Consider the following 24,169-nt stretch of genomic DNA (forward strand, 5'->3'; position numbering starts at 1 on the left):
GTTTTGCCGTCGCCCGAAGTGGGGTAAAATATGATCAAAAATTAGCCTTACCTATTGTTTCTTAACACAGTTCATCCCGACGCAGGAGGGATCTTCGGGTGAGCCCGTGGAATAACCCTTACCCGAAGATCCCTCCTGCGTCGGGATGACAAAAACACCGATTATGGCTCAACTACAGAAAGTTTAAACAGCTTCTTGTTGTGAAAATCAGCGTTCCATGGTCTCATTTATTGGTTCTGCTATCGTTCTTAAGTTCAGCACTTTAATGGTAGGAATCAGCACGAGTAGTAACACAAAGGCTAACGGGTATAGTATCCCTGAGGCAATCCAGAGCGGTCGATAGGAGTAGTTTTGAATCACGACGCCCATCAGCGGATTGAGTAATAGACCCGATATGGCCCCCGCTGTTCCCGATAAACCAACCACCGTCGACGTAGCTTTCTGACCAAACATGTCCGATATGGAGGTGATGTAATTCGTAATCCAGAAACCGTGAGCAAACATGAATACCGCCATGAGTCCAACTGCTACGTTAACGGATGATACCCATTCGATAGCGGGTGCTGCCAGTGTCAGGAAAGCCGCAATGCCCATTACGGTTTTACGCGCCTTGTTGATCGAATAATTACGGGCAATCAACTGGCCTGAGAACCAGCCTCCCAATACGTTGGCAATCCCCAGCGCCAGAAACGGTATCCAGAAGAGTTTACCGATCTCTTCAAACGATACGTTCCGAACCGAACTCAGGTATTTCGGAATCCAGAACATCATGAAATAAAATACCGGATCGAGCAGAAATCGGATGATGATAAACACCCAGGTTGGCCGCTGTTTTAGCAAGGTTAACAGCGGAACAGTTTCCTTAGGGAGGGGTTCCGTTAACGTATCGGCGATGCTGTTTTCTTTCTTCCAGGGGATGAAGAGCCAGAGAATTACCCAGACAATACCGATTAAGCCAGGAATGAGAAATCCTCCGCGCCATCCGTAGTTTGCTGACAGCCATATGGTTAAAGGAGGGGCCACTACAGCACCGATTGCTGAACCACCAATGGCTATACCGTTCGCCAGTGCCCGTTCTTCCTTGTCGAACCAGCGGTAGACTGTCCAGGCGGCTCCCGGAAAACAGCCCCCTTCGCCCACACCCAGCAGAAACCGGAACGTCAGCAATTGTGAAAAGGTCGTCATGACCGCATGCAGGCTGTTGGCAACCGACCACAAGCCGACGGAAAGGGCCAGCCCAATTTTACCCCCAACCCGATCAATCAGCCAGCCGCCGAGCGTGAACATAATGGCGTAACTGATCAGGAAACTGGTGTTAATCATGCCATACTGTACGTCCGTGATATGGAATTCCTGCTGAATCTTGATGATCGCAATCGAGAGCACCTGCCGATCCAGAAAGCTCAGGCCAGTGGCGATAAAAAGCATGAAAACAATCAGCCAGCGAACGTTCCTCTGCATGTTACTTAACGCACTAAGTTAGGGTTTGCAAAGATATAAGTGTATCTATGTAAAAATCAATGGACATGGTATTTTTTTTTAATCAAATAGAAATAATTTCACATGGTTGAGCGTGAAATCTTCGGAGGAAAGCCCGTTTAGTGCTACGTTATTGATTGACTACTAGGTTCGCGCTAAGCTAATCATTACCCACAGCGTATGTTGACTCTCTTAATTCCTGCTTATCTTACAGACCTAAATTGACTACGCTGATAATGAAAACGTTCGCTACTCTTTTCGTTGCCTTTCAGGCAGTAGGGGCGGTTGCCCTGGCTCAAACGCCTGTAATACCATCGCCTGAGGTACAAATCAAAACCGCTGTGTTGGCTGCCCCGGCCGACAAACGCGAGGGTGCTACCGTCTATGGGTATACGGCAACGAGTGAATTTATCGTGTTGCGGAAAGGAACGAATGAAATGGTCTGTCTGGCCGACGATCCAGCGCAAAAAGGCCTGAGCGTATCCTGCTATCATAAGGACCTGGACCCTTTCATGGAGCGGGGTCGCATTCTGAAAAAAGAAGGCAAGAAGCCTGCCGAAATTCTGGCTGCGCGTGAACAGGAGGTCAAGGACAAAAAGTTAACAATGCCTGCGCATCCATCGAGTCTATTTTCGTATACGGCTAAAGATGAGGATTATACGCCTGCCACTGGCGATGTGAAAAATGGCTACCTGCGCTACGTTGTTTACATCCCCTATGCAACCGCCGAGAGCACCGGTCTTCCGCTCAAACCCGAAGCGCCCGGCATGCCGTGGATCATGGACCCCGGTACGCACCGGGCCCACATCATGATCAATCCCCCTGTGTCGACAACAGCGTCGCATTGACGTAGCGCGGCATTGCTGTTTGAGATCGGGTGATTGGTGAAGCTGAAAGAACTGGATAGGAACGGAATCGTCAGCGGATCATTACAACCTGACGGGCTCGGTCAATAACTGACCAGATGAATGGTAACGGGTAGTTTGTATTTTTGGGAGCCCTTTCCATTCACCAATGTGTCCAACTGTGCCTAAAACAACCAAAGATTTAATGAATTGGCTAGTACCGCTACCAGTCTTATTCATTATTCATTGGCTATTCTGTGGTTACGAAACGTATGCACAATCACCACGAACACAGCCATTAACCGTAGCCGTCCGGCTGATTGATGCTGAAACCGATACAACCGTAGCCAGAGCAGTTGTATCGGTCATTGACGAAAGAACCGGCCAAAGCATTCCAACTGTAGCGGACAGCCTGGGGTTTACATTTTCCGCATTGCCCGGTATAACCCTAAGTATTCAAGCCTCAGCACCCACTTATTTCGTTGCCACGACCCGAATCATTAATCTGGCCATCGCCCAGCAAGTCATCATGAAGCTGGTTCGTAAAAAGCCAAGCCTCTTGATGATCAAAGCATTCGCCGGTACGATCAGGCAACCCTTATCACCGGCTACGGCAGTCATTACGTCACAGGTTACCGGTAAATCCGAACGGATCGATCTGAAAAATGGGCGTCTTGCCTGGCGATTTACCCAACCCGATCAGGTAACTATCCAGGTTAGTTCGCCAGGCTACACATCCGTTAGTCGGCAAATGACGATTGACGTACCACCAACGGGTAATCGGTACGAGTTTGATGCTGAGTTAGAAAAGATTACGTTTAGCCTGACCGTTCGTGCGGTAGACGCCCAAACGAACGAAGCTGTACTGGGCGGGCGTTTCGCCCTGACCGGCGCTATCGGAACAAAGCCTGTTGTGCTCTTACCTACTCCAAGAATCGGGTTCTCAAGGGCCATTCTTCCCGGCAAGGGAGCGTACCAATTAGTCAGTACTGCGGCTGGGTATGAAGACGTAACACGTTCAGTAGTTATTGATCAGGAAAAGAGTGAAGTCGTCGTCAGGTTAAAAGCTAAAGCGCTTCCAGCCAACCTGATTGCCGCAAAAACTACGGTGCAGGTGAAGCCCACGATGCTCACAACGAACGTAGCGTCTGCGTCGGCCGTAACGACGAAATCATTCGGCGTCATTGAACGAGGGAAAAGTATCCGGCTGAATAAGATTTATTTCGACCAGAGCAGCCCGGTGTTACGTACCGAATCCTATGCCGAACTCGATCAGCTTTATGCGGTTCTGATGCAATACTCATCGCTGCGGATCGAAATTCGGGGGTATACCGATAATCAGGGTGATTTCGATTTGAATACGCAGCTTGCCCGTGACCGTTGCCAGGCCGTTGTGGATTACCTATCGAAAAAAGGCATTGGCCGGAATCGGTTGAGCGCCGTCGGTCGTGGCCCGCTCGACCCCGTAGCGCCAAACAACAACGAGGAGAACCGAAAGAAAAATCGGCGGGTTGAGTTTGTGCTATTGTAACGGGATACGTAGCACCAGGAAAAGGGACTGCCTGATATTGATCAACGCTGTTTTTTAGACAGTCCCTTTTTTACACATCATTACTGTAAGATGATTAGCGGGTGCCTGATAGAGGTGCTGTAATAATTCCAGGCAGCTCCAGCGGTTTGTTCCAGATAGCCGTATATAATCTGGGAAGGGGGGACGTTTTTGAACGTTAGCGAAGCCGTCTGCTTTCCGTTTAAGACTCGGGAGCCTGTATTCGCGAGAGTACCCGCTCCCGCGTAGCCCTGAAGATTGAAGGTGGACGAACCAAACGCTTCGATGGAAAAGACCATGACATACGTTGAGGCTGCTGTTGCGCCATACGCAGCGGGATCAAAGTGCATCTGGATCAGCGGGTTACGTTGGGGCGAATTTTGTCGATTAAAACCGGCATAAGGTGTAGCCGCATCCGCCTGAACGATTTCCGGCTTGATAAACGTAAGATTCGTTCGCCCTTTGCCAACGGTTTTTGTCACGCTCAATGTATCGATCGAAAAAAACCAGGGTGGACCAAGGATCATATCAGGTCCTGCCAGAGTACCGGCTAGCTCTTCGGTAGAAATATCAGGCGTAAATTCATCGAAATTGACTTTGTTCTTTTCAAACTTAGTTGGTTTCATACTTGTAAACGGTTAAGGATACGAAGGAGTTTATGGTTACTGAGGTAGAATGTACGCTGTCAATAAGCGTATTGGATCAACCTTTTAGGAAACGGTCGTATCGGTTGAGCGTGTGGCAGACAGGTCACGGGCGAATGGAGAAACTTACCACGACTGCACGCGTTAAAAAATAAGGTACGTTAGTCGCAACAGGGTTTATATGGAAAATTACAGTATTGTTTTATTTCTGTTAGCCATTATGATCGGCTTATCGGCCGTGGCGGATAAGATCAAATTGCCGTATCCAATTCTTTTAGTCACAGCGGGTATTGCCGTGGGGTTTATTCCGGGCATGCCTAAAATCGAGCTTGACCCCGATATTATCTTTTTGCTTTTCCTGCCGCCAATGCTGTACGATGCGGCTTTCAACATCTCGCTTCAGGAATTCAAGAAGAACCTGAACACGATTTCCTCGCTGGCCTTTGCCCTGGTATTTCTGACAGCTGGAGGAATCGCGGTTGCCGCTTATTTTCTGATTCCGGACATGACCTGGCCACTAGCCTTTGTGATAGGAGCCATTCTTTCCGCTACGGATGCTGTAACCGCCATGAGCATTACTAAAGGCCTGGGGCTGTCGCACAAAACGCTAACGATTCTGGAAGGAGAAAGCCTGATCAATGATGCGTCCGGTCTGATTGCGTATCGACTTTCGGTAGCTGCTGTGGGTGGTACGTCGTTTGTATTCTGGAAAGCGGGTCTACAGTTTGTCGTATTGATTGCCGGCGGTATGCTGGTCGGCATGGCCATTGGTAAAACGCTGGGGTTAATTCTCAGACGGATTCCGAAAAATAACCTGGTGGCCATCAGCTTCACGCTCTTGATGCCCTTCGTTACGTATGCACTGGCGGAAGAAGTGCACGTATCAGGTGTGATTGCCGTTGTTACGTTGGGGCTGGTAACGTCCCAATATACAAAACAACTCTTCCCGGACGGGACGAAAGCGTAATCCAAAGCCATCTGGGAAATTATCGTGTTTATTCTGAATGGACTTGTCTTTGTTCTGATCGGTCTTGAGTTTCCGTATGTTCTGGAGAATATTGATCGGCAGCAGCTTATTCTGTTGATTGGCTATAGCTTTATCTTTTGCCTCGTAGCCCTGATTATCCGGATGGCTCGGGTATTTCTGCAAAAAATCAATATTGACCGGGCCTTTCGGAAAACTCAATCCAGCCGTTTCGAGGACGCGCAACTGGACTGGAAAAGCTCGCTGATTATCAGCTGGTCGGGTATGCGGGGCATTGTTTCACTGGCGACAGCACTGGCCTTGCCCGTTACGTTAACCGATGGAAGTGCTTTCCCACAACGCGACACGATCATTTTTATCGCCGTCGTTACGGTCTTGATTACGTTAGTCGGGCAGGGGCTGAGTTTGCCAATGCTGGTCAAACGATTGAACGTTAGCACAGATAAAAAGGAAGACCAACGTATTGATCTTCCTTCGAAAATAACCGGACGATAAATTTTACACGTCCGCCATCACTAGTTCTCTCGGTTTTTTATTCGTTTCCCGACGGTAAAAAAGTCGGTAAATGATTGGAAAAATCAGCAGTGTTAGCACTGTGGCCGTAATCAGTCCACCAATCACAACGATGGCCAGTGGCTTTTGTGTTTCGGAGCCAATACCGGTTGAGACGGCAGCCGGTAACAAGCCAATGGCGGCCATCAGCGCAGTCATTACGACGGGGCGAATCCTCGACTGAACACCCTCACGAATGGCGTCGTCGAGCGCTAGCTTGTCCTGCCGGTTTTTGTTGAACACCGAGATTAGAATAACCCCGTTCTGAACGCAGATACCGAACAGCGCAATGAAGCCCACTCCCGCCGAAATCCCGAAGTTCATGCCCGTTACGTGCAGTGCCAGAATCCCGCCAATGAGCGCAAACGGTACATTGAGCAGTACTAGTCCGGCATCTTTTGCGTTGCCAAACGTAATGAACAGGATCACGAAAATAGCGGAAATACTGATCGGAACGACCTGCCCCAACCGACCCGTCGCACGAACCTGATTCTCAAATTCGCCAACCCAGTCGACGGAATACCCTTTAGCCGGACTGAGTTTCTCGCGAACCCGCTGCTGCGCTTCGGCAATCGTACTACCCAGGTCGCGACCACGTACCGAAAACTTCACGCCAATAAAACGCTTGTTCAGATCGCGGTAGATAAACGCTGGGCCGGTAACCTGCCGGATTGTGGCGATTTCCTTAAGTGGGATCTTACCCCCGCTCATCGTCGGCACCATCAGACGCATGATGTCTTCTTCGCTTTTCCGGTATTCCGGCAAAAACCGAACCCGAATGTCGAATTTGCGTTCGCCTTCGTAGAGGATCGACGCGGTTTTGCCGCCGATGGCCATTTCGATAACCGCCTGTGCATCCGCCGTCGACACGCCGTAAAGCGCCATTTTGTGATCGTGAAAGAGTACGCTCACTTCGGGCTGACCCACATTGCGGATGATCCCCAAATCCTTGATGCCGTCCACGTTTTTAACGGCCTCCATCGCCTGATTGGCGTATTTCTCCAGCTCGTACACATCCGACCCAAAAATCTTGATCCCGTTACTGGCCTTGTATCCGGCTACAGCTTCCGCTACGTTGTCGATGATGGGCTGAGAGTAGTTATAGAGCACACCCGCGTAATTCTTCAGTTTGGCGTCCATTTCGTCGGTCAACTGCTCGGTGCTGATCTTGCGTGACCACTCGTCTTTTGGCTTTAAATCGACCTGGAACTGGCAGAAATAGAAGCCGTTGGGATCAGTGCCGTCGTTGGAGCGACCGACCTGCGACAGTACCTGCTTCACTTCCGGAAACGTATTTAGATCCGCCCGAATGGTTTTGGCCATGTCAACGCTTTCGGGCAACGACATGCTCATGGGCAATTCTGCCGTCACCCACAGAGCGCCTTCGTTCAGTTGGGGTAGAAACTCCGTACCGAGCAAACTGGATGAAAAGAACGTAGCGCCCATGAAGCAGATCGATGCAACCAGACTAATGCGTCGATTCCGGTAACACCAGCCGAAACCCGTCATCACAATTCGGTTGAAGAAATTGACCAATGGGTTATTCTTCTCCCGAACGTTCTTCTTCAGCAGCATCGAACATAGCAAAGGGACCAGCGTCAGCGTGAATAAAAGCGCGCCCAGCAAGGCAAAACCGAGCGTCCAGGCGAGTGGGGAAAACATCTTGCCCTCCACTTTCTGGAATGAGAAAATAGGAAGCAGGGCGGTAATGATGATCAGTTTGGAGAAGAAAACGGCTTTACCCAACTCTCCCCCCGTTTTACGAATTAGTCCCAGCTTCGACATGCGGTTGAACTTTGCCATGCCGTTTTTATGCGCCATATGATCCAGCGACACGAATATCCCCTCGACCATCACCACGGCTCCGTCAATAATAATCCCGAAGTCAATGGCACCCATCGACAAGAGGTTCGCCGACATGCCACGTAGTTTCAGGCACATAAACGCGAACAGCAACGCCAGCGGAATAATGATGGACACAATCACCGTCGTCCGCCAGTCGGCCATGAACAGAAACACAATGACCGTTACCAGAACGATGCCTTCGGTCAGGTTATGCAGTACGGTTTTTGTGCAAAATTCGATGAGGTTGTCGCGGTCGTAGAAGGTAACCATCTTGACGTCGGATGGTAAAACGCGCGTATTCAATTCCTCGATTTTGTCTTTAACCCGCGTCAGAATTTCACTCGGATTTTCGCCTTTTCGCATCACAATGATGCCTTCGACTACGTCGTCGTTTTTGTCCAGACCGACCTGCCCCACGCGCGGCAGGTTGGATTCTGCCACTTCCGCTACGTTCCTGACCAGCACCGGATTGCCGCCCGCTTCTTCAATCAGAATGTTTTCGATATCCTGAACCGAGGTGAGTAAGCCAATACCCCGAACGACATACGCCTGTCCGTTCCGTTCAATCACGTCGCCCCCAACGTTGATGTTGCTGCGCGTAACAGCCTGGTACACTTCCAGGGGCGTAATGTCGTACTTGGTCAGTTGCGTTGGATTGACACGCAACTCATAAATCTTGTCCCGGCCACCGAAGGCAACAATGTCCGCCACGCCCGGTACGGCCCGCAGTTGGCGGTCAACGACCCAGTTTTGTAGCGTGAGCAATTCGCGGCTATCACGTTTTGGGCTTTCGAGAGTGTAGCGGAAAATTTCACCCGTTGGTCCGTAAGGCGGCTGGATTTCAGGTTCGACACCATGGGGCAGCGATACGTTGCGCAGGAGGTTATTTACCTGTTGTCGAGCAAAGAAATCATCCACATCATCGTCGAAAATAATTTTCAGGACCGATAAGCCAAACATGGTTGTCGAACGCACGTTGCTTTTGCGCTGAACGGAGTTCATGGCTACTTCGATCGGTACCGTAACGAAGCGTTCTACTTCTTCGGCTGAGCGACCGTTCCATTGTGTCACCACGATGATCTGCGTGTTCGTTACGTCGGGAAAGGCTTCGAGGGGCGTGTTCAGGTAACTGTAAATACCCGCAATGATCAGGGCCGCCGTCATGAAAAAGACGAAGAAACGGTTCTTGAGCGAAAAGCCGACAATAGTTCGGATGAGCTTGTTCATAGAAGGAGGAAAGGGAGGAGAGGAAGAAAGGGAGGAAGGGGAGGTTCATGGCGTATTTTTTCCGTTTCTCTGTCCTCCCTTTCTTCCCCTTACTCCTTTTTTTAATTATTCAGTGCGTTGTAAACCAGCAGTTGATTTTTGGAAATGACTTTTTCGCCGGGTTTGATACCCTGCCGGACGTACGCTACGTTGCCCAGCGATTTGAGCACATCCACCTCGCGGGTCTCGATGTCGGAGCGGTTTTTGAACACCATGACGTAGTGTTTGGAGCGATCGAAAATGACGGAACCGGCTGGAACCGTAGCTAATTGGCCACCATCTTCGTAACGTAACGTAACGGTTGCGTGCATTTCCGGACGGAGTTTCATGCCCCGGTTGTTCAGCCGAATTCGAACGGTCATGGCTTTGGTATTCGGGTCCAGTACGGTATAAATCTTGTCGACTTTACCCTGGAAGATTTCATCGGGATAGCTGAGCGTCTGGATGCTGGCGTCCATGCCGACACGCACCCGCCGGATGTCGCTTTCGTTCACGTTGGCCAGCACCCAGACTTCGCTGATTTGTCCAATCGTGAACAGATTGTCGGCGTTGTCGGAACGGAGTTGCATGTCGCGGTTAACGTTTTTCTCGATGACGTAGCCATCAATGGGCGCTTTCACCGTGTACATGGAGGCTTTGCCAATGCCATAAATCTTGAACACTTCTTTGATGCGGGTCGCTTCGGCCTGGGCTTTTTCAACTTCTTTCTGAGCGCCCACCACTTCACGCTGTGAGGTCAGTTTAGTCTCGAACAGATCCTGAGCGACGCGTAAGTTTTTCTCCGCTACTAGCAAATCCGACTGTGCCTGAATGCTCTGCCGCTCAAGGTCCGCTACTTCGCCCGACCGAATAGACGCCAGACTTTGCCCTTTTCGGACGTAATCCCCAAGCTCGACATTGACGGCTTCGACGTTTCCACCCACCAGTGGAAACACTTTGATGACCCGGTTTTCATCAGCCACGACTTTCCCAACCAGCGTTAGCTCGCTACGTACCGGTTGCGTCATAACGCTGTCGAGCTGAATCCGACGCATCATCGTATCGGAGAGCATAAAGGCTTTTTCTTCTTCGTGCGCCGGTTTTGGTCCGCACGAGGAGAGTAAAGCAAGGCAACTAATTACTAAAACAAGGTTCGTTTTCATCGCAGTGCCGGACGTATCAGCCAGCTTGGTAAGTGTTAATGAATCAGGTAGTTTGCTTGCCAGAGAAGGCGATCCGGCCGTAAATTGTATTATCGGAACAGGTCTTCGCCGATTAAGTAATTCAATTCTTCGTAGGCGCTAACACGGTCGGCTTTCAGGCGATTGAGCTGGCTGATACTTTCGTTGTAGGCTTCGATGAGATCGACAAATTCCAGCAACGAAATATTTCCCTTCTGAAAGCTGGTGACGACTCCCCGATTCAACTGATCGAACTGATCGGTAAACTGCTGCTCGACCGACTGTACGCGCTGTTCAACTTCCCGGACTTTCTGCAGCGACGTAGCGACTTCGTTGTTTACCTGAATGGCTTTTTGCCGCTGCAATTGGCTCTGATAGCTAATTTGACTTCGAGCCGCCCGAATGGCACCCTGATTGCGGTTGAACAGGGGAAGGTCAGCTGAAACGGATAAGCCAACGTAATTCTGGACGTAGCTCCCGGCCTGGTCGTACGTACCACCAACACGCAGGTCGGGCACGGCTAACGCGCGCTGAAGCGTATAATTCAGTTCCGCTTGTCTGGTGAGGGATTCGGTGGCTTTCAGGTCGGGTCGATTGCGTAACGCCCTCTGCTGAAGCGTATCTTCTGACTGGGCAGGTAAGTGATAGCGGGTCAGGGCCTCATTACGAACGATTGGTTTAACCGGTTGATCGATGGATAACAAGGTGCGTAGTGCCCGCTGGTCATCGGCCAGCTGAAACAGAATGGCCGTACGGTCATTACTCAATTGAAAGAGCAGTGCTTTCAGTCGAAGTAGCTCACGGAGCGATACGTTGTTGCGATTATACTGAATCTCGTAGGCCGAAACGGTGGTCTGGAGCGTAGCAATCTGCTGATCGAAGCGTGCCAGTGTCTGTTGTTGAAAGTAAATGGAATAGAACCGGCTTCGCAGGTCAAAGCGAAGACCACGGAGTAGATCCAGTAATTCAAATTGGGTTAGTTGGGCCGCTTCCGATGCCAGCGCGATCCGTTTATTACGTTTACCCGCCGTGTAGAGTAATTGCTGAATCGAAACGATTTTCTGTCCCTGACCACCAATATCCAGCACGCGTCGGGACTCATTGTTATAGGCGCTCAGCTCCAGACTAACCGTCGGATTATCATACAGGTTGGCCTGCAAAATCTGCGCCTGGCTCGCATCAACACGGAATCGTTCCGCTAACAGGAGCAGGTTATTTTTCACAAACAGGCTATCGGCCTGTCGAAGGGTTAAGCGAAGCGAATCCTGACCAGCAGGATTCTGTGCATAAACAGAGTGGGTAGTCAGAAAGAAAAAGAACAGACAAATAATCAGCCGCATGGATAACAGAGTATACAGCTACAAATGTCCGTTACGTACGTTACAGCAGGCTTAAAGTAAACTTAGGGGAGCCTTAGAAAAAGATTAGAAAAAAATTAGAAGCGTTACGGTTTTTTGCCATTCCCTAGCCACAACAAACTATTGATAATGAGCTTATTTTGAGTCTCGTTATCGAACGTAAAGGATAGTTCTCTGTTCGTTTTGTTCTCATAATCAATGTCGTTGTGGCCCATGTTGAGGTACAGCATTTTGTACTTCTTATTGGTCCAGACGACCGGATAATAACCGCTATGCCAGATCTCGTGGGGTTTCGGACCCGTACCGAGTGGAAAGCTGGTTGAGTCTATGGACAGAAGAATGTCGATGTTCGGGTTGGTCCGTAAGTCCTTTTCCCAGCGATACCATTCGTTCGGCGACGATTTGACGATTTGGGGTAACTGTTTTGTTGCTGGATGCTTACGATCTTCTACCCGCAACATGGCGGATGTCGGTCGCCACGTGTTGCTCTTGTATTGACCTGAGCCGAGGAATTCATTATGATACCAGTCCCAGTTTTGCGGGTAAGCCGAGGGTGTGAGTGCAAAAGCCGCAAAGTGAAAGCCCATCCAGGCGCCACCGGTTTCCATGTAGTTCCGGAATGCTTCCCGTTGAGCAGGCGCTTCGGGGCGGGTGTCTAAAAAAAGTACGACCTGATACTTCGACAGAAACGTAGTGTTCAGGTTGTTCCAGTTGGATGTCGTATCGTAGGTAAAATGATACGTAGCGGCCATCTTCGGAAACCATCGATTTGCCTCCTGAACAAAGCTGATGTGCGCCTTATCGTTTTTTGCCGTATAGAAGGCAATCACGTTGATGTGGGGAGTCTGGGCTTTGAGGCTGAATGCCAGGCAAAGTAGACAGAACGTGAGAAGTTGACCTGGTTTTGACTTAAAAAGAGACATGCCTACCATTTGCGCCGGGTATGAACCCGGCGCTTTATTATCTACGAGTTATCGTTAACGGCCATACCGCTTTGCCGGTGTACCTTTCGCTGGTAAGATAAAATGCATACTTAGTAAACTCCTACTTATGGTACAGGCTACTCACAGCGGTCCGACCAGGTTTATTTTACTGCTGGAAATAGTCGATCTTGTCGGCGTCGACGTTGTTGTTGACCCGAACCTCACCGCCACTAGTTCCTAAAATCACAGAACTTAACGTAACGATGCCTGTAGAAGAACCCGCCGTGAGCACCCCCGTCAGGCCAAAGGAAAGCTTGTCGCCAGCCGAGACGGGTGTAGTGGAGGTGAAAATATAATAGTTGGGGTTAGAGTTACTCTCAAAGGTCCAGCTACTGTTTTGCACCGATCGGTTGTTAACGGATGTGGCTGTTGGAGGGTAGCTCAGAGTCATCCGGGAATCTTTGGTAAGCCGGACAGTGATGAGCCCACTGGTGGCTGTTCCCAGGATTTCCACTACGTCGACCACCACCGTGACATCATTGGTGCCATAGAGTGTCGTGGGTCGGAAGTAAATAAGCGGGATAAGATCAGGTACGGGGATAACGGTGACCGTTACGCTGGCAACGCTCGAACACCCCCCCGTCGTACCGGTAACCGAGTAGGCGGTGGTACTCGTGGGGGCGGCTACAATACTAGCTGTACTGACTCCCGTTGACCAGATAAACGACGTAGCGCCTGAAGCGGTCAGCGTTGTGCTGGTTCCCTGGCTGATGGTCAGGCTAGGCGTGGCTGCAATGGTAACCCCCTGAAATTCATAGGCGCCAATATCGATACGTCCATTGTTGACAAACCGGGGAGCACCAGCCAGGTCGGTGATGCCGACCGTTGCGGATGTGGTAGTGGGGTCGCCAGCGTTGATGGCCGGGGAGCAGGCGGTGAGTCTCAGGTCTCCGGGGGTTGTTTGGCTAACGGCTGGCTGGCTGACAAATTTTGGATCGACGTTCAGGTTATTTGCCCCTGCGCCAGACCAGCCACCCTGAACGATGCTATACGTAATCGTCGGGTTGCTGGCGGCTAGTGTGGCGGATGCTGGCGCGTTAATTACCTCCGTGCTGTTGCCCCATAGAATAGTATTTTTTATGGCAGGCGCCGAACCATTCGAATTGTAGAGGCTACCACCCGCTGTTGTGGCGCGATTGCCGGAAAACGAACTGTTTGTCAACGTAGGGCTTGATCCGTTGAAATTAGCCACCCCACCCCCATAGCTGCCGGTGTTTCCCTGAAAAGAGCAGTTTGTCAACGTAGGGGATGAAAAATCATTGTCTACACCAGCTCCGGCAATAAGTATAGTAGCGTTATTACCCACAAACGAACAGTTCAGTAGGGTAGGATTCGACGACTGATTCTCCATGCCACCCCCGTAATAAGCCCCATTTTTCTCAAACGAACAATTCCTGATCGTAGGGCCTGAACTATAATTGAACATGCCGCCACCGAAACTACGCGGAAACGAAAGATCAGTACCTGTGATAAAATTGGCGTACCCGTTCTGAATCGTGAATCCGTCCAGAACGGCCGTGCTGGTGATAGACGTACCGGAGGGGGGCACGTTTAAAACGACATTGTAGACGTTATTTGTAGCAACATTATCCTGCTGAATATCGCCACTGAGCGTGGTGAGATTGGTGCCAAAATTTCGTTGCGATACGTCATAACCCGGCGCTTCATTGCCGGCAAATCCACCATAGATGGCCAGGTTATTCTTCAGACTAAACGACTTGGTGCGTATGTCCAGGGGTGAGGCATTACCCAGTTCGTCAGCAGTTGGATAATACGTACCTTTTGCTACCCAGATTTGGGTAATCTGGCTACAGCGATTAGCCGACGCAAGGGCCGCTTGTAGTGACGTAAAGGCATTTTGCCAGGAAAAGCCGTTGTTGACACCCGTAGCGCTGGCATTGACATATAACCTCGTATTACCAGCCGAGCAGCAAACATCGCTTTCATCAATTTGTCCGTCGCAGTTGTTGTCTTTATTGTCGCAAATTTCGACCGCTCCCGGATGAATAGCTGGATCGTTGTCGTTACAGTCGCCACCACAGACGGTGACGCCATCATGATCGTTATCGACGTCATTGGCGGGATTATACAGCGTTGCAATGAGGTCGGGGTTGCCATCCGGGTCACCCGTGACTCTCGATGTTGCACAAATAGTCCCCAATAGCAATAAACCCGCTACGTGAGGAGCCGCCATTGAGGTGCCACTCAGATAAGAATACCCTCCGTTCAGCCAGCAGGAAGCCACATTGACGCCGGGAGCACTGTAATCGATGGGGCCGTTGCCGAAGTTGGAAAAGCTGGCCAGTTTATCGTTAATGTCCATGGCCGATACGGTAAAGATGTTAGGGCCATTGATCCGGGCGGGGCTAACGAAGTTCGCATTCTTTGCCTCATTGCCGGCCGCAACAACAACTCTACATACCGCTGACAGGTTGGCAGCCGCGTCTTCATCGGCCTGACTTGGATCACCGCCCAGGCTCATGTTGACCACATCGCCACTGGCAGCGTGGGCTGCTACGTAGTTCACCCCGGCCAATACGATAGAATTTGTGGTCGAACCCTGGTCCGAAAAAACTCGCACAGCTACGACCTCGGCCCCCGCTGCTACCCCAATCACGCCAATTCCGTTGTCTTTGGCTGCTATCGTACCCGCTACGTGCGTACCGTGGCCGTTACCGTCGGCCGGACTGTTACCAATAAAATAAGTAGAGAGAGTTGTGTTTACGTTCAGGTCGGGATGCGTGAGGTCAATGCCCGAATCAATAATCCATGCCCGCTTACCTACGCCCGACAACCCACCCCCAACTCGGGTAACCCCCCAGGGCTTGCATTGCGAATTAGGGTCAACTGCCTGTTCAAGAATAGCCGTTACGGTACCATTGGTTAACCGCGTTTTCAGGGCGTTTCCGTCACTTAAACTAATCGACATGACCGGGATGGTCACCAGATTCGCACTGGTACCGGCGGCCATACCGGGCGCAGTTCCAGCAACGTTGTTCACAATGATAACCCCTATGGCACCAGCCAACTGTGCCGCATAGGCTTTTGAACTATAATCGCAGATGCCCCGGTCGATCAGTGCAATCTTGCCTGCAATGTTATTCTGGATATTGCCACAACCATCGGTTACAGGGGCCGTACCATCATTCACCAGGATCACCTCGCCGGATGCCGTAGCCGTCGATCCGAAGCTAGCCAGGCCAATTGCGTAATTGGTCACGCCGTTGATTGTAACCGAAGGACCATAACAAGTGCCCGCCAATGGACGAAGCTGAGGAGTGCTTTGTTCAGAAAGAAAAACGGGTCGATCAGGTACGATATAAGCTATCTGGTCATCCTGGCGAAGCTGGTCGACTTCGGCTCCCGTCAGACCACCTACTGAGAAGCCTTGTAGAGCCGTATCGTACACCTGAAGCACTTGCCTGTCTGATAGTCTGTTACGTAGTAAGGTAGCTGTGGCTACTTCCCGCATCAGTTGCTGGCGCTGTTGATAAGACTGGATGGCCTTAACGCTTGCGTTTGGTTTGTATACGATAATATACTGTCCGGAAATGGTTTGGCTGGATTTGTTCTGAGCCTGGCTGTTGAACGATAAAATGCTTATGAGCAGGCATGTAACTAGTAACGTAAATCGAGTTGAAACCGAAAGAAAAGCGTACAGATCCGTCATGGTTAAAAGAGGGTTTTGCGTAAAGATAGACGTAGCGCCCAAGTTTCGTTGAATCACGAATTGGTAGTAAATGAACGCTTACGTAGGTAGGGTTTCGCTATCCATTAAGCCAGGCAAACTTAGTCGAGTTGTGCCATGCCTTTTACCTTTCGGTAGGGTGTTTTGAAAAAATCTCCGACTACCTGATTGAACGCGTCTTTGTAACGGATGAGGGTCGAGTGCCCGGAGTTGGGTAAAATCCACAGATACGACTGCGGAATGGCTTCAGCAATGGTCAGTGTATGCTTCGGTAGAATCACGTCATTATCCCCCCCAATGACCAGCGTAGGACACTTTACCTTTTTCAAATCCATCGTTGAGATGTGAGGATTGAAGATCATCAGATTGAGTAGCTTCTTCTGCGCTTTCACGGCTGGTAGTGGCGGAACCTTAGCCAGACTATCACTGGTGGAGACAATCCATTGAAAAAGGTCTGGCGCAACGGCTGTTGTATCAGGCCATAGGTTGGCCCCCGTAATGGCCAGTTTCTTTACTTTTTCGGGATGTCGCATCGCCAGCAACAACCCATCGATGCCGCCGTCGCTCCAGCCAATAACGTAGCAGGAATCCACGCGAAGGCCATTCAGCAACGCATTCAGGTCGTCGGCCATCATTTCATACGTGAGCGAGTCACTGGTATCGGTTGATTTTCCCTGCGCTCGGCTATCAGCCAGGATCACTTTGTAGTTTTTGGCGAAATACGGAATCTGGTGTTTGAAGTCCTTGATGGAACCGCCATTACCGTGAATGATGAGCATCGGTTTACCCGCCCCATAGACCTCATAATACATTTTGAAACCCCTGATGTCGGCGTATTTCCCAACTTTTGTATTGTTTCCGTACATCGTGGTACCAGTCGACGTAACGGGTAGTGTCGATTGGGCAAAAGACGATAGCATCAGCAAAGACGCAATCAGCGAAAGGACTGTTTTTTTTGATAGATTCATGATTGAGTTCTTGACCGTTCGTTTCAGGAAGATAGCTTATTTCATACAATGAACCTTATAGGCTTCCAGGATCAATTTCAATCAGCCAGATGAGTTCCAATAAGTCATTAAGTTAGAGGAAGGTATCTATTGGGATACGGTAAAACGAAGCAACTGTAGCGTCAGAAAATTAGCTTATTGAAGGAGGGTATTTCTGGAAAGCGACTTCTCCGTTGGATGTGGGTATTACCTAAGTGGTTTACACATGTGGCAGCGAAATAATGAACGTACTGCCCTCGCCTAGCTTACTGTCGACAGTAAGCGTACCCTGATGGAGCTCGATGAGTTTGGCAGAAATGGATAGGCCAATGCCAAAACCCTCGAAACCTAGGGCGTTCTGGGCTCGGTAAAAGGGCTCGAAAATCCGTCGAACGTCGTCATCAGACATCCCGATACCCCGGTCCTGAATCGTAATCTGGCAGTGTCGTTCATTGGTGCTGATACGTACCTGTGCCGTGTGATCGGAAGAATACTTGCAGGCATTATCGAACAGATTCAGTAAGACTTGTTTTAGTAAATCTTCATTGCCTTTCACAACCGTTTCGGTCTCAGTATCAGGAATATTGGTGTAATCGACTTCGACCCGATACGTAGGTTTCGCCCCCGTCAGTTCGTCTTTCGCGACAAAAATAACATCGTCGATACGTATCGGCTGGAAGGAAACCTGATGGCTTGTTTCCATGGTACGAGCAAGTAGCAACAAACTGTTAGTCAGGTTAATAAGACGATCGGTATCAACCATCAAATTTGCCAGTATTTCACTGTGTTCAGTAACGGTCAGGGGCCGACGAAGGCCCAGTTGAATCTCTGACTTTAGGGCGGCCAAGGGGGTTCGGAGTTCGTGCGATGCGTGCGAAACAAAGCTGCGCTGTTGCTCAAACGCTTGTTGCAGTCGCTGCAATACGTCATTGAAATTCATCGCCAGTCGCGCAATTTCGTCCTGACGATTGCCTTCATCCAGGCGTTGTTGAAGATTACGGGCTGTAATCGTGGATACCTGCTGATTGATCTGACTGATTGGGCGTAGTGACTGACCGGCAAAGAAAATACCCAGACCAATGGTAATACTCAACCCCGCCAGTAGGCCCCAGCCCAGGGTTAGCCGAAGGTTGTCTAATTTACTTTTCCCGAACTTATCGTAAGCTGATGCCAGCACCACTAAATCCTGCCCATTCTGCTGGTAAAGCAGTCCGATCAGCTCATTGGATCCGCTGAAAGTTTCCACATCTTTCTGTTGCCGAACCTCATCCAGCAAAGCGGTCTGGTAGTGAATAACCTGGTCGTCAACGCTGGAGTAGATCAGCCGATTCCTGGCGTCGAAGATCAGAACTTTCTCATCAATGAGGGCCGTGAGCGTGTTGCGGTCGATGATTTTGAGTAACTCCCGGTCTACTTCTTTAACCTCGATCAGAAAGCGAACCGTAGTACGTGCCTTGTTTTTCAATCGGTCATAAAACTCCTCCCGCCGATACGTTGCCGATACGAAGTAGATCAGGATCGAAAAAACAATCAGGATGGAAGCGACAATCAGCGAAAACTGAAGAGCAATGCGGTTACGAATAGTCATGAGCGTAGGGGATTAGAGCAGAGGGCCTGGGGCTCGGGGCAGTGGGCCAAGAGATGTACTTGTTTACCCGCTGCTCCGAGCCCCAGGCCCTCTGCTAATTACTCCTCTTTTAGGACATACCCCATACCAGGGCGGGTGTGAATCAACTTTGGCTCAAAATCACGGTCTATTTTTTTTCGCAGGTAGTTGACATAGACTTCCACTACGTTCGTTCCCGGATCGAAATTCAGGTTCCAGACCGTTTCGGCTATGTCCATTTTGGCAAGTACTCGCCCCCGGTTGCGCATCAGGTATTCCAATAAAGCAAACTCGCGGGCGGTTAAATCAATTGGTACGTTACCTCGCCTGACTTCTTTTGTTGTTACGTTAACGGTCAGATTAGCGAGTTGCCAGACTTCTTCAGCCAGTGGCCGATCGGTTGTATGAACCGCACGGCGGAAGCAGGTAGCCACCCGCGCGACCAGTTCCCGAAAATCGAACGGTTTGACCAGATAGTCGTCAGCGCCGAGAGAAAGGCCTTCGACTTTGTCTTCGATCTCGCCTAGGGCTGTAAGCATGATAATCGGTAATTGCGGCTTTTCTGCCCGAACACTGCGGCAAACTTCAAATCCGCTTAAACCGGGCAGATTGATATCTAGGATCAGCAAATCGACACCCGGTTGTAGCGCCATTTGCCGTCCATTCAAGCCTTCATACACGACTTCGGTTGCATATCCCTCTTGCTGAAGGCCACGGCTGATATTCTGGGCGATACGTCGGTCATCTTCGATGATTAAGATTTTCTTCATGTGGTATCGGTTGAGTAAATCCAGAACGTCTTACCGGTGTAATTCATTACGGCTGCCCTGTATGCACGCCTAGTTCGTGGATCGTGTAAAAGTTACACAATAGTCTGAAAAAGAAGTTTATATAAGTGAGTCAGCGAAAATACATTAGGCTATTTTTTGTCATGCTGACGAAGGAAGCATCTTCGCTAACAGCATAACAAGCATCACCCGAAGATGCTTCCTTCGTCAGCATGACAAAAACGCCATTGTAAAATACACTAAACTAATCGTGCTTTAGTACTTATTAAGTATTAGTTATAGATGAATTTCACTGCGTATAGTAACAAAATAACGCCATCAAAGGCGATAAACTGCTCGACTGGCAGGCTACCAACGTAGCACAGGTGCTTCAGGGCCGTATTCCGGGCGTCGACGTTGGCGTGAATCTATCGGCCCCAGACTATCAGCCACGTATCCATAGTCGGGAGGGGAGGTTCCATCAATTCGAGCTTTGATCCGCTCTACGTTGTCGAAGGAATTATTGGAGTAACAAATGCCAGTTTGAATCTGTTATTGCCCATGCCAAAATGCGAAATTGACAATAACCATCCGTTGAATCAGAATGACGAATTTTAAGCAGATTTCGTTACTGGCTAAAACAAAAAACACCCCGCTACGACGATCGTAGCGGGGTGTTTTTTGTGATTGTTAACGAAGCTTACTTCGTACCGTAACGCTTGCGGAACTTGTCCACGCGGCCGGCTGTATCGAGCAGTACGTTCTTGCCTGTGTAGAACGGGTGCGATTGCGAGCTAACTTCAATCTTAACGAGTGGGTAGGTCTGGCCTTCGAACTCGATGGTGTCTTTGGTCTGAACTGTTGAGCGCGTCAGAAATTTATAGTCGCTCGACAGGTCGTGAAATACTACGTCGCGGTAGTCTGGGTGAATGCCCTTTTTCATGATTTAATGTCTTTTTCTGGTCATCTTCTCGGTTTCCGACCGAAAAGGACTACAAAGGTACAGCCTTTTTGGAGATTGACCAACCTTTTTTCGGGTTCTTTTCGGACTCTCCTTGTAAATAAAAAAAACAATGCCGTTGCCTAATAATCAGGTAATAAACGCTTGTGTCTGTCTGACTTTATTCCTACTTTTCCAGACCATTCCGTTTCCTCAATGAAGCGGTACCTGGCGAGGTTTTACCCCGCTCCCGATTAATAAAATCTCTTTTTTTAATTTCTTAGACTACTTCTCCAATGGGGTATTGTTAACCCGCTAAGGCTGACGACTTAACAATTTCATAACCTGCCTGGTAGAGTTGAATGTTTCAAGGATTGGCAAAAAACACCGAACTATTCGGGTTGTTTTTGCGTCAAAATCGACACAACTTTAAGGCTAATTCCATCTGAATTAATCATTTTTCATATATAATCACCAGCCCAAAACTCATGTACGTAATCAAACGTGATGGCCGCCGGGAGTCTGTCAAATTCGACAAAATCACAGCTCGAATTGAAAAGCTATGTTATGGCCTCGATCCAGCTTATGTGCAACCCGTAGAGGTCGCCGTTAAAGTCGTCAGTGGTCTATACGACGGGGTTAAAACGACCGAACTCGACAATTTAGCGGCTGAAACAGCTGCGTCGATGACCACCAAACATCCGGATTACGCGATTCTGGCGGCCCGGATTGCCATCTCGAACCTGCACAAAGAGACAAACAAATCGTTCTCAGGTACGATCAAGAAATTGTATCATTACGAAGATCCGAAAACCGGTGAAAATGCGTCGCTGATTTCGAAAGAGGTGTATGACGTAGTACGGCAGCATGCAGCTCTGCTGGATTCTACAATTATCTATGATCGGGATTACGGCTATGATTATTTCGGGTATAAAACCCTCGAAAAATCGTATTTATTGAAGCTGGATGGACGTATTGCGGAGCGCCCACAACACATGCTGATGCGCGTAGCCGTCGGTATTCACATGGAGGACGTCGATGCGGCTATTGAAACCTATAATCTGCTTTCGGAAAAGTGGTTCACCCATGCAACGCCAACGTTATTCAATGCCGGAACGCCGAAGCCACAAATGTCGAGCTGTTTCCTGCTGACGATGAAAGATGACTCCATCGAAGGCATTTACGATACGTTGAAGCAAACCGCCAAGATTTCGCAGTCGGCGGGTGGTATTGGGCTGAGCATTCACAATGTTCGGGCAACGGGAACATATATTAAAGGCACGAACGGTACGTCGAACGGGATTGTGCCGATGCTACGTGTCTTCAACGATACAGCTCGTTACGTTGACCAGGGTGGTGGTAAGCGCAAAGGTTCATTTGCTATTTATCTGGAACCCTGGCATGCCGATATCTTTGATTTCCTGGATCTGAAAAAGAACTCCGGTAAAGAAGAAGGCCGCGCTCGTGATCTATTCTATGCACTCTGGACACCCGATCTGTTCATGAAGCGCGTGGAAGATGACGACGTTTGGTCATTGTTCTGCCCGCACGAGTGCCCAGGTCTGGCCGATTGCTACGGCGATGAATTTGAAGCGTTGTATACCCGTTATGAGCGTGAAGGCCGCGCCCGCCGGACGATTAAAGCGCAGGAATTGTGGTTCAAAATTCTGGAATCGCAAACGGAAACCGGTACGCCCTATATGCTGTATAAAGATGCAGCGAACAAGAAGTCGAACCAGAAGAACCTCGGTACAATCAAGTCGTCGAACCTTTGCACCGAAATCATCGAATACACGGCTCCTGACGAAGTCGCCGTTTGTAACCTTGCGTCGATTGCGTTGCCGAAATTCATCACACGTGGTACAGATGGTATTATGCGGTTCGATCACCAGAAGTTGTATGACGTAACGAAAACGGCTACGCGCAACCTCAACAAGATCATCGACATCAACTATTACCCAGTTGAAGAAGCCCGTCGGAGCAATATGCGTCACCGGCCAATTGGTCTGGGTGTGCAGGGGTTGGCTGATGCGTTCATCATGCTACGTATGCCGTTTGAGTCGGACGAAGCGCGTCGTTTGAACGAAGATATTTTCGAGACGATTTACTTTGGTGCCATGACTTCCTCGATGGAGCAGGCTAAAGAATCGGGTCCGTATGAAACCTGGAAAGGCTCGCCCATTTCGGAAGGTAAGTTCCAGTTTGATATGTGGGGGGTGAAACCAAAATCAGGTCGCTGGGATTGGGAAAGCCTGCGGAAGGACGTAGTGGAACACGGCGTTCGGAACTCGTTGCTGCTAGCGCCGATGCCAACGGCATCGACCTCGCAGATTCTAGGCAATAATGAGTGCTTCGAACCGTACACAAGCAACATCTATACCCGTCGCGTACTATCAGGCGAGTTTGTGGTGGTAAATAAGCACCTGCTTAAAGATCTTGTAAAACTGGGCTTATGGAATGATACGATGAAGAATAACCTGATTCTGGCTAATGGCTCGATCCAGGCGATTCCGAATATTCCGCAGAACATCAAAGATCTGTACAAAACGGTTTGGGAGATTAAGCAAAAGCACATCATCGATATGGCCGCCGACCGTGGCGCGTACATCTGCCAGTCGCAGTCGCTGAACATTCACATTCAGGATTCGAACTTCGGCAAGCTAACATCGATGCACTTCTACGCGTGGAAAGCAGGCCTGAAAACGGGTATGTACTACCTCCGCACGAAAGCCGCTGCCGATGCCGTGAAGTTCACTGTGGTACAGCCACAAGCCGAACCCCAGCTGGAACCAGTAATGGCCGAAACGGTAACCGTCGAAAAACCCCTCGACTACGTGCAGTACGCGAAAGAACACGCACAGAACACAACCCCACAACCCGTACCGATGGTAACGGACCTCGAACAGCAGTATGCTGCCATGACCTGCTCGCTGGACGATCCAGAAGGTTGTGAGATGTGTGGGAGTTAATATGAATCATAAGTTCGAAGACCGATTAATCGGTCTTCGAACTTATGATTCATATTAAAATAGATAAAATGAGATAATATGTTGTTTTTAAAATTATTAATTTTCCTATATTCATTAAATACCAATTTAGCGAACAACTCTTTCAATGAATCGTATTTCCGCAAAAAAGCTTACATAAAGTCTAATTTAGAAGAAACACTACGATATATTTTATATCAGTTCAAAAAATCAATTAACATAGCTAAGATTGACTTAAAAGGAAGTAGGTTAATTATTTATGAAAATGATGGTAGTTATTGTGAATACGATTTGAATGTTATAGTGGAAATTAAAAGTGAATACGATTCAGGTAAATACTATCTAAAACTGGAAGTTTATTCTAAATCTACTTTTTTAGAGCGCGATGAGGTTAATGTAATTTACTGTTATGATTCTCAAGGCTCAGTGACTTCAAAAAATGTAGAAATTGGAATACCGTTTAACACTTATTAAAACGCGACTTTAACTCGTGATGCGATAAGCTAAAGAAAATTATTAATTCGTAAAA

Annotated in this window: 14 protein-coding genes and 1 pseudogene; 4 read left to right on the forward strand and 11 right to left on the reverse strand. The window is 49.2% G+C overall.

Annotation, left to right across the window (positions count from 1 at the left end; translation table 11 throughout):
• Nucleotides 1-207 precede the first annotated feature (207 nt).
• Nucleotides 208-1,461, reverse strand: a complete 1,254-nt coding sequence (locus IC230_RS04885; RefSeq protein WP_191037869.1) for an MFS transporter — start codon at nt 1,459-1,461, stop codon at nt 208-210.
• A gap of 254 nt (nt 1,462-1,715) precedes the next feature.
• Here IC230_RS04885 and IC230_RS04890 point away from each other — a divergent pair, with 254 nt between their 5' ends.
• Both IC230_RS04890 and IC230_RS04895 read left to right on the forward strand, forming a co-directional pair.
• The gene (locus IC230_RS04890) at nt 1,716-2,327 is read left to right on the forward strand and encodes a hypothetical protein (protein WP_191037870.1); all 612 of its coding nucleotides are present in this window, start codon (nt 1,716-1,718) and stop codon (nt 2,325-2,327) included.
• A gap of 202 nt (nt 2,328-2,529) precedes the next feature.
• Entirely contained in the window at nt 2,530-3,855 is a 1,326-nt protein-coding gene (locus IC230_RS04895; protein ID WP_191037871.1) for an OmpA family protein, read from the forward strand.
• 80 nt (nt 3,856-3,935) lie between these two features.
• On the opposite strand, the gene IC230_RS04900 is transcribed toward IC230_RS04895, so the two are convergent.
• Nucleotides 3,936-4,499, reverse strand: coding sequence for a hypothetical protein (locus tag IC230_RS04900; RefSeq protein ID WP_191037872.1), 564 nt, complete (start codon nt 4,497-4,499; stop codon nt 3,936-3,938).
• 238 nt (nt 4,500-4,737) lie between these two features.
• Here IC230_RS04900 and IC230_RS04905 point away from each other — a divergent pair.
• A pseudogene (locus IC230_RS04905) lies at nt 4,738-5,997 on the forward strand (Na+/H+ antiporter).
• Between the two features lie 3 nt (nt 5,998-6,000).
• Here IC230_RS04905 and IC230_RS04910 read toward each other — a convergent pair.
• The 9 genes from IC230_RS04910 to IC230_RS04950 form a co-directional block, all read right to left on the reverse strand.
• The gene (locus IC230_RS04910) at nt 6,001-9,126 is read right to left on the reverse strand and encodes an efflux RND transporter permease subunit (protein WP_191037873.1); all 3,126 of its coding nucleotides are present in this window, start codon (nt 9,124-9,126) and stop codon (nt 6,001-6,003) included.
• A 101-nt stretch (nt 9,127-9,227) separates the two neighbouring features.
• A complete protein-coding gene (locus IC230_RS04915) occupies nt 9,228-10,307 on the reverse strand; it encodes an efflux RND transporter periplasmic adaptor subunit (RefSeq protein ID WP_191037874.1) in 1,080 nt (359 codons plus the stop codon).
• 89 nt (nt 10,308-10,396) lie between these two features.
• Entirely contained in the window at nt 10,397-11,665 is a 1,269-nt protein-coding gene (locus tag IC230_RS04920) for a TolC family protein (RefSeq protein ID WP_191037875.1), read from the reverse strand.
• Nucleotides 11,666-11,769: 104 nt separating this feature from the next.
• Entirely contained in the window at nt 11,770-12,606 is an 837-nt protein-coding gene (locus tag IC230_RS04925) for a ThuA domain-containing protein (protein WP_191037876.1), read from the reverse strand.
• A 166-nt stretch (nt 12,607-12,772) separates the two neighbouring features.
• Nucleotides 12,773-16,393: a S8 family serine peptidase gene (locus tag IC230_RS04930; protein WP_191037877.1), complete on the reverse strand. Its 3,621-nt coding sequence runs from the start codon at nt 16,391-16,393 to the stop codon at nt 12,773-12,775.
• A gap of 62 nt (nt 16,394-16,455) precedes the next feature.
• Nucleotides 16,456-17,322, reverse strand: coding sequence for an alpha/beta fold hydrolase (locus IC230_RS04935; RefSeq protein ID WP_191037878.1), 867 nt, complete (start codon nt 17,320-17,322; stop codon nt 16,456-16,458).
• 238 nt (nt 17,323-17,560) lie between these two features.
• A complete protein-coding gene (locus IC230_RS04940; RefSeq protein WP_191037879.1) occupies nt 17,561-18,928 on the reverse strand; it encodes a sensor histidine kinase in 1,368 nt (455 codons plus the stop codon).
• A 98-nt stretch (nt 18,929-19,026) separates the two neighbouring features.
• The gene (locus tag IC230_RS04945) at nt 19,027-19,716 is read right to left on the reverse strand and encodes a response regulator (RefSeq protein ID WP_191037880.1); all 690 of its coding nucleotides are present in this window, start codon (nt 19,714-19,716) and stop codon (nt 19,027-19,029) included.
• Between the two features lie 697 nt (nt 19,717-20,413).
• Entirely contained in the window at nt 20,414-20,656 is a 243-nt protein-coding gene (locus IC230_RS04950; RefSeq protein ID WP_176566371.1) for a type B 50S ribosomal protein L31, read from the reverse strand.
• Between the two features lie 485 nt (nt 20,657-21,141).
• On the opposite strand from IC230_RS04950, the gene IC230_RS04955 reads away from it, so the two are divergent.
• Nucleotides 21,142-23,622, forward strand: a complete 2,481-nt coding sequence (locus IC230_RS04955; protein WP_191037881.1) for a ribonucleoside-diphosphate reductase subunit alpha — start codon at nt 21,142-21,144, stop codon at nt 23,620-23,622.
• Nucleotides 23,623-24,169 lie beyond the last annotated feature (547 nt).

This window comes from Spirosoma validum, from assembly GCF_014699035.1.
Lineage (GTDB): Bacteria > Bacteroidota > Bacteroidia > Cytophagales > Spirosomataceae > Spirosoma > Spirosoma validum.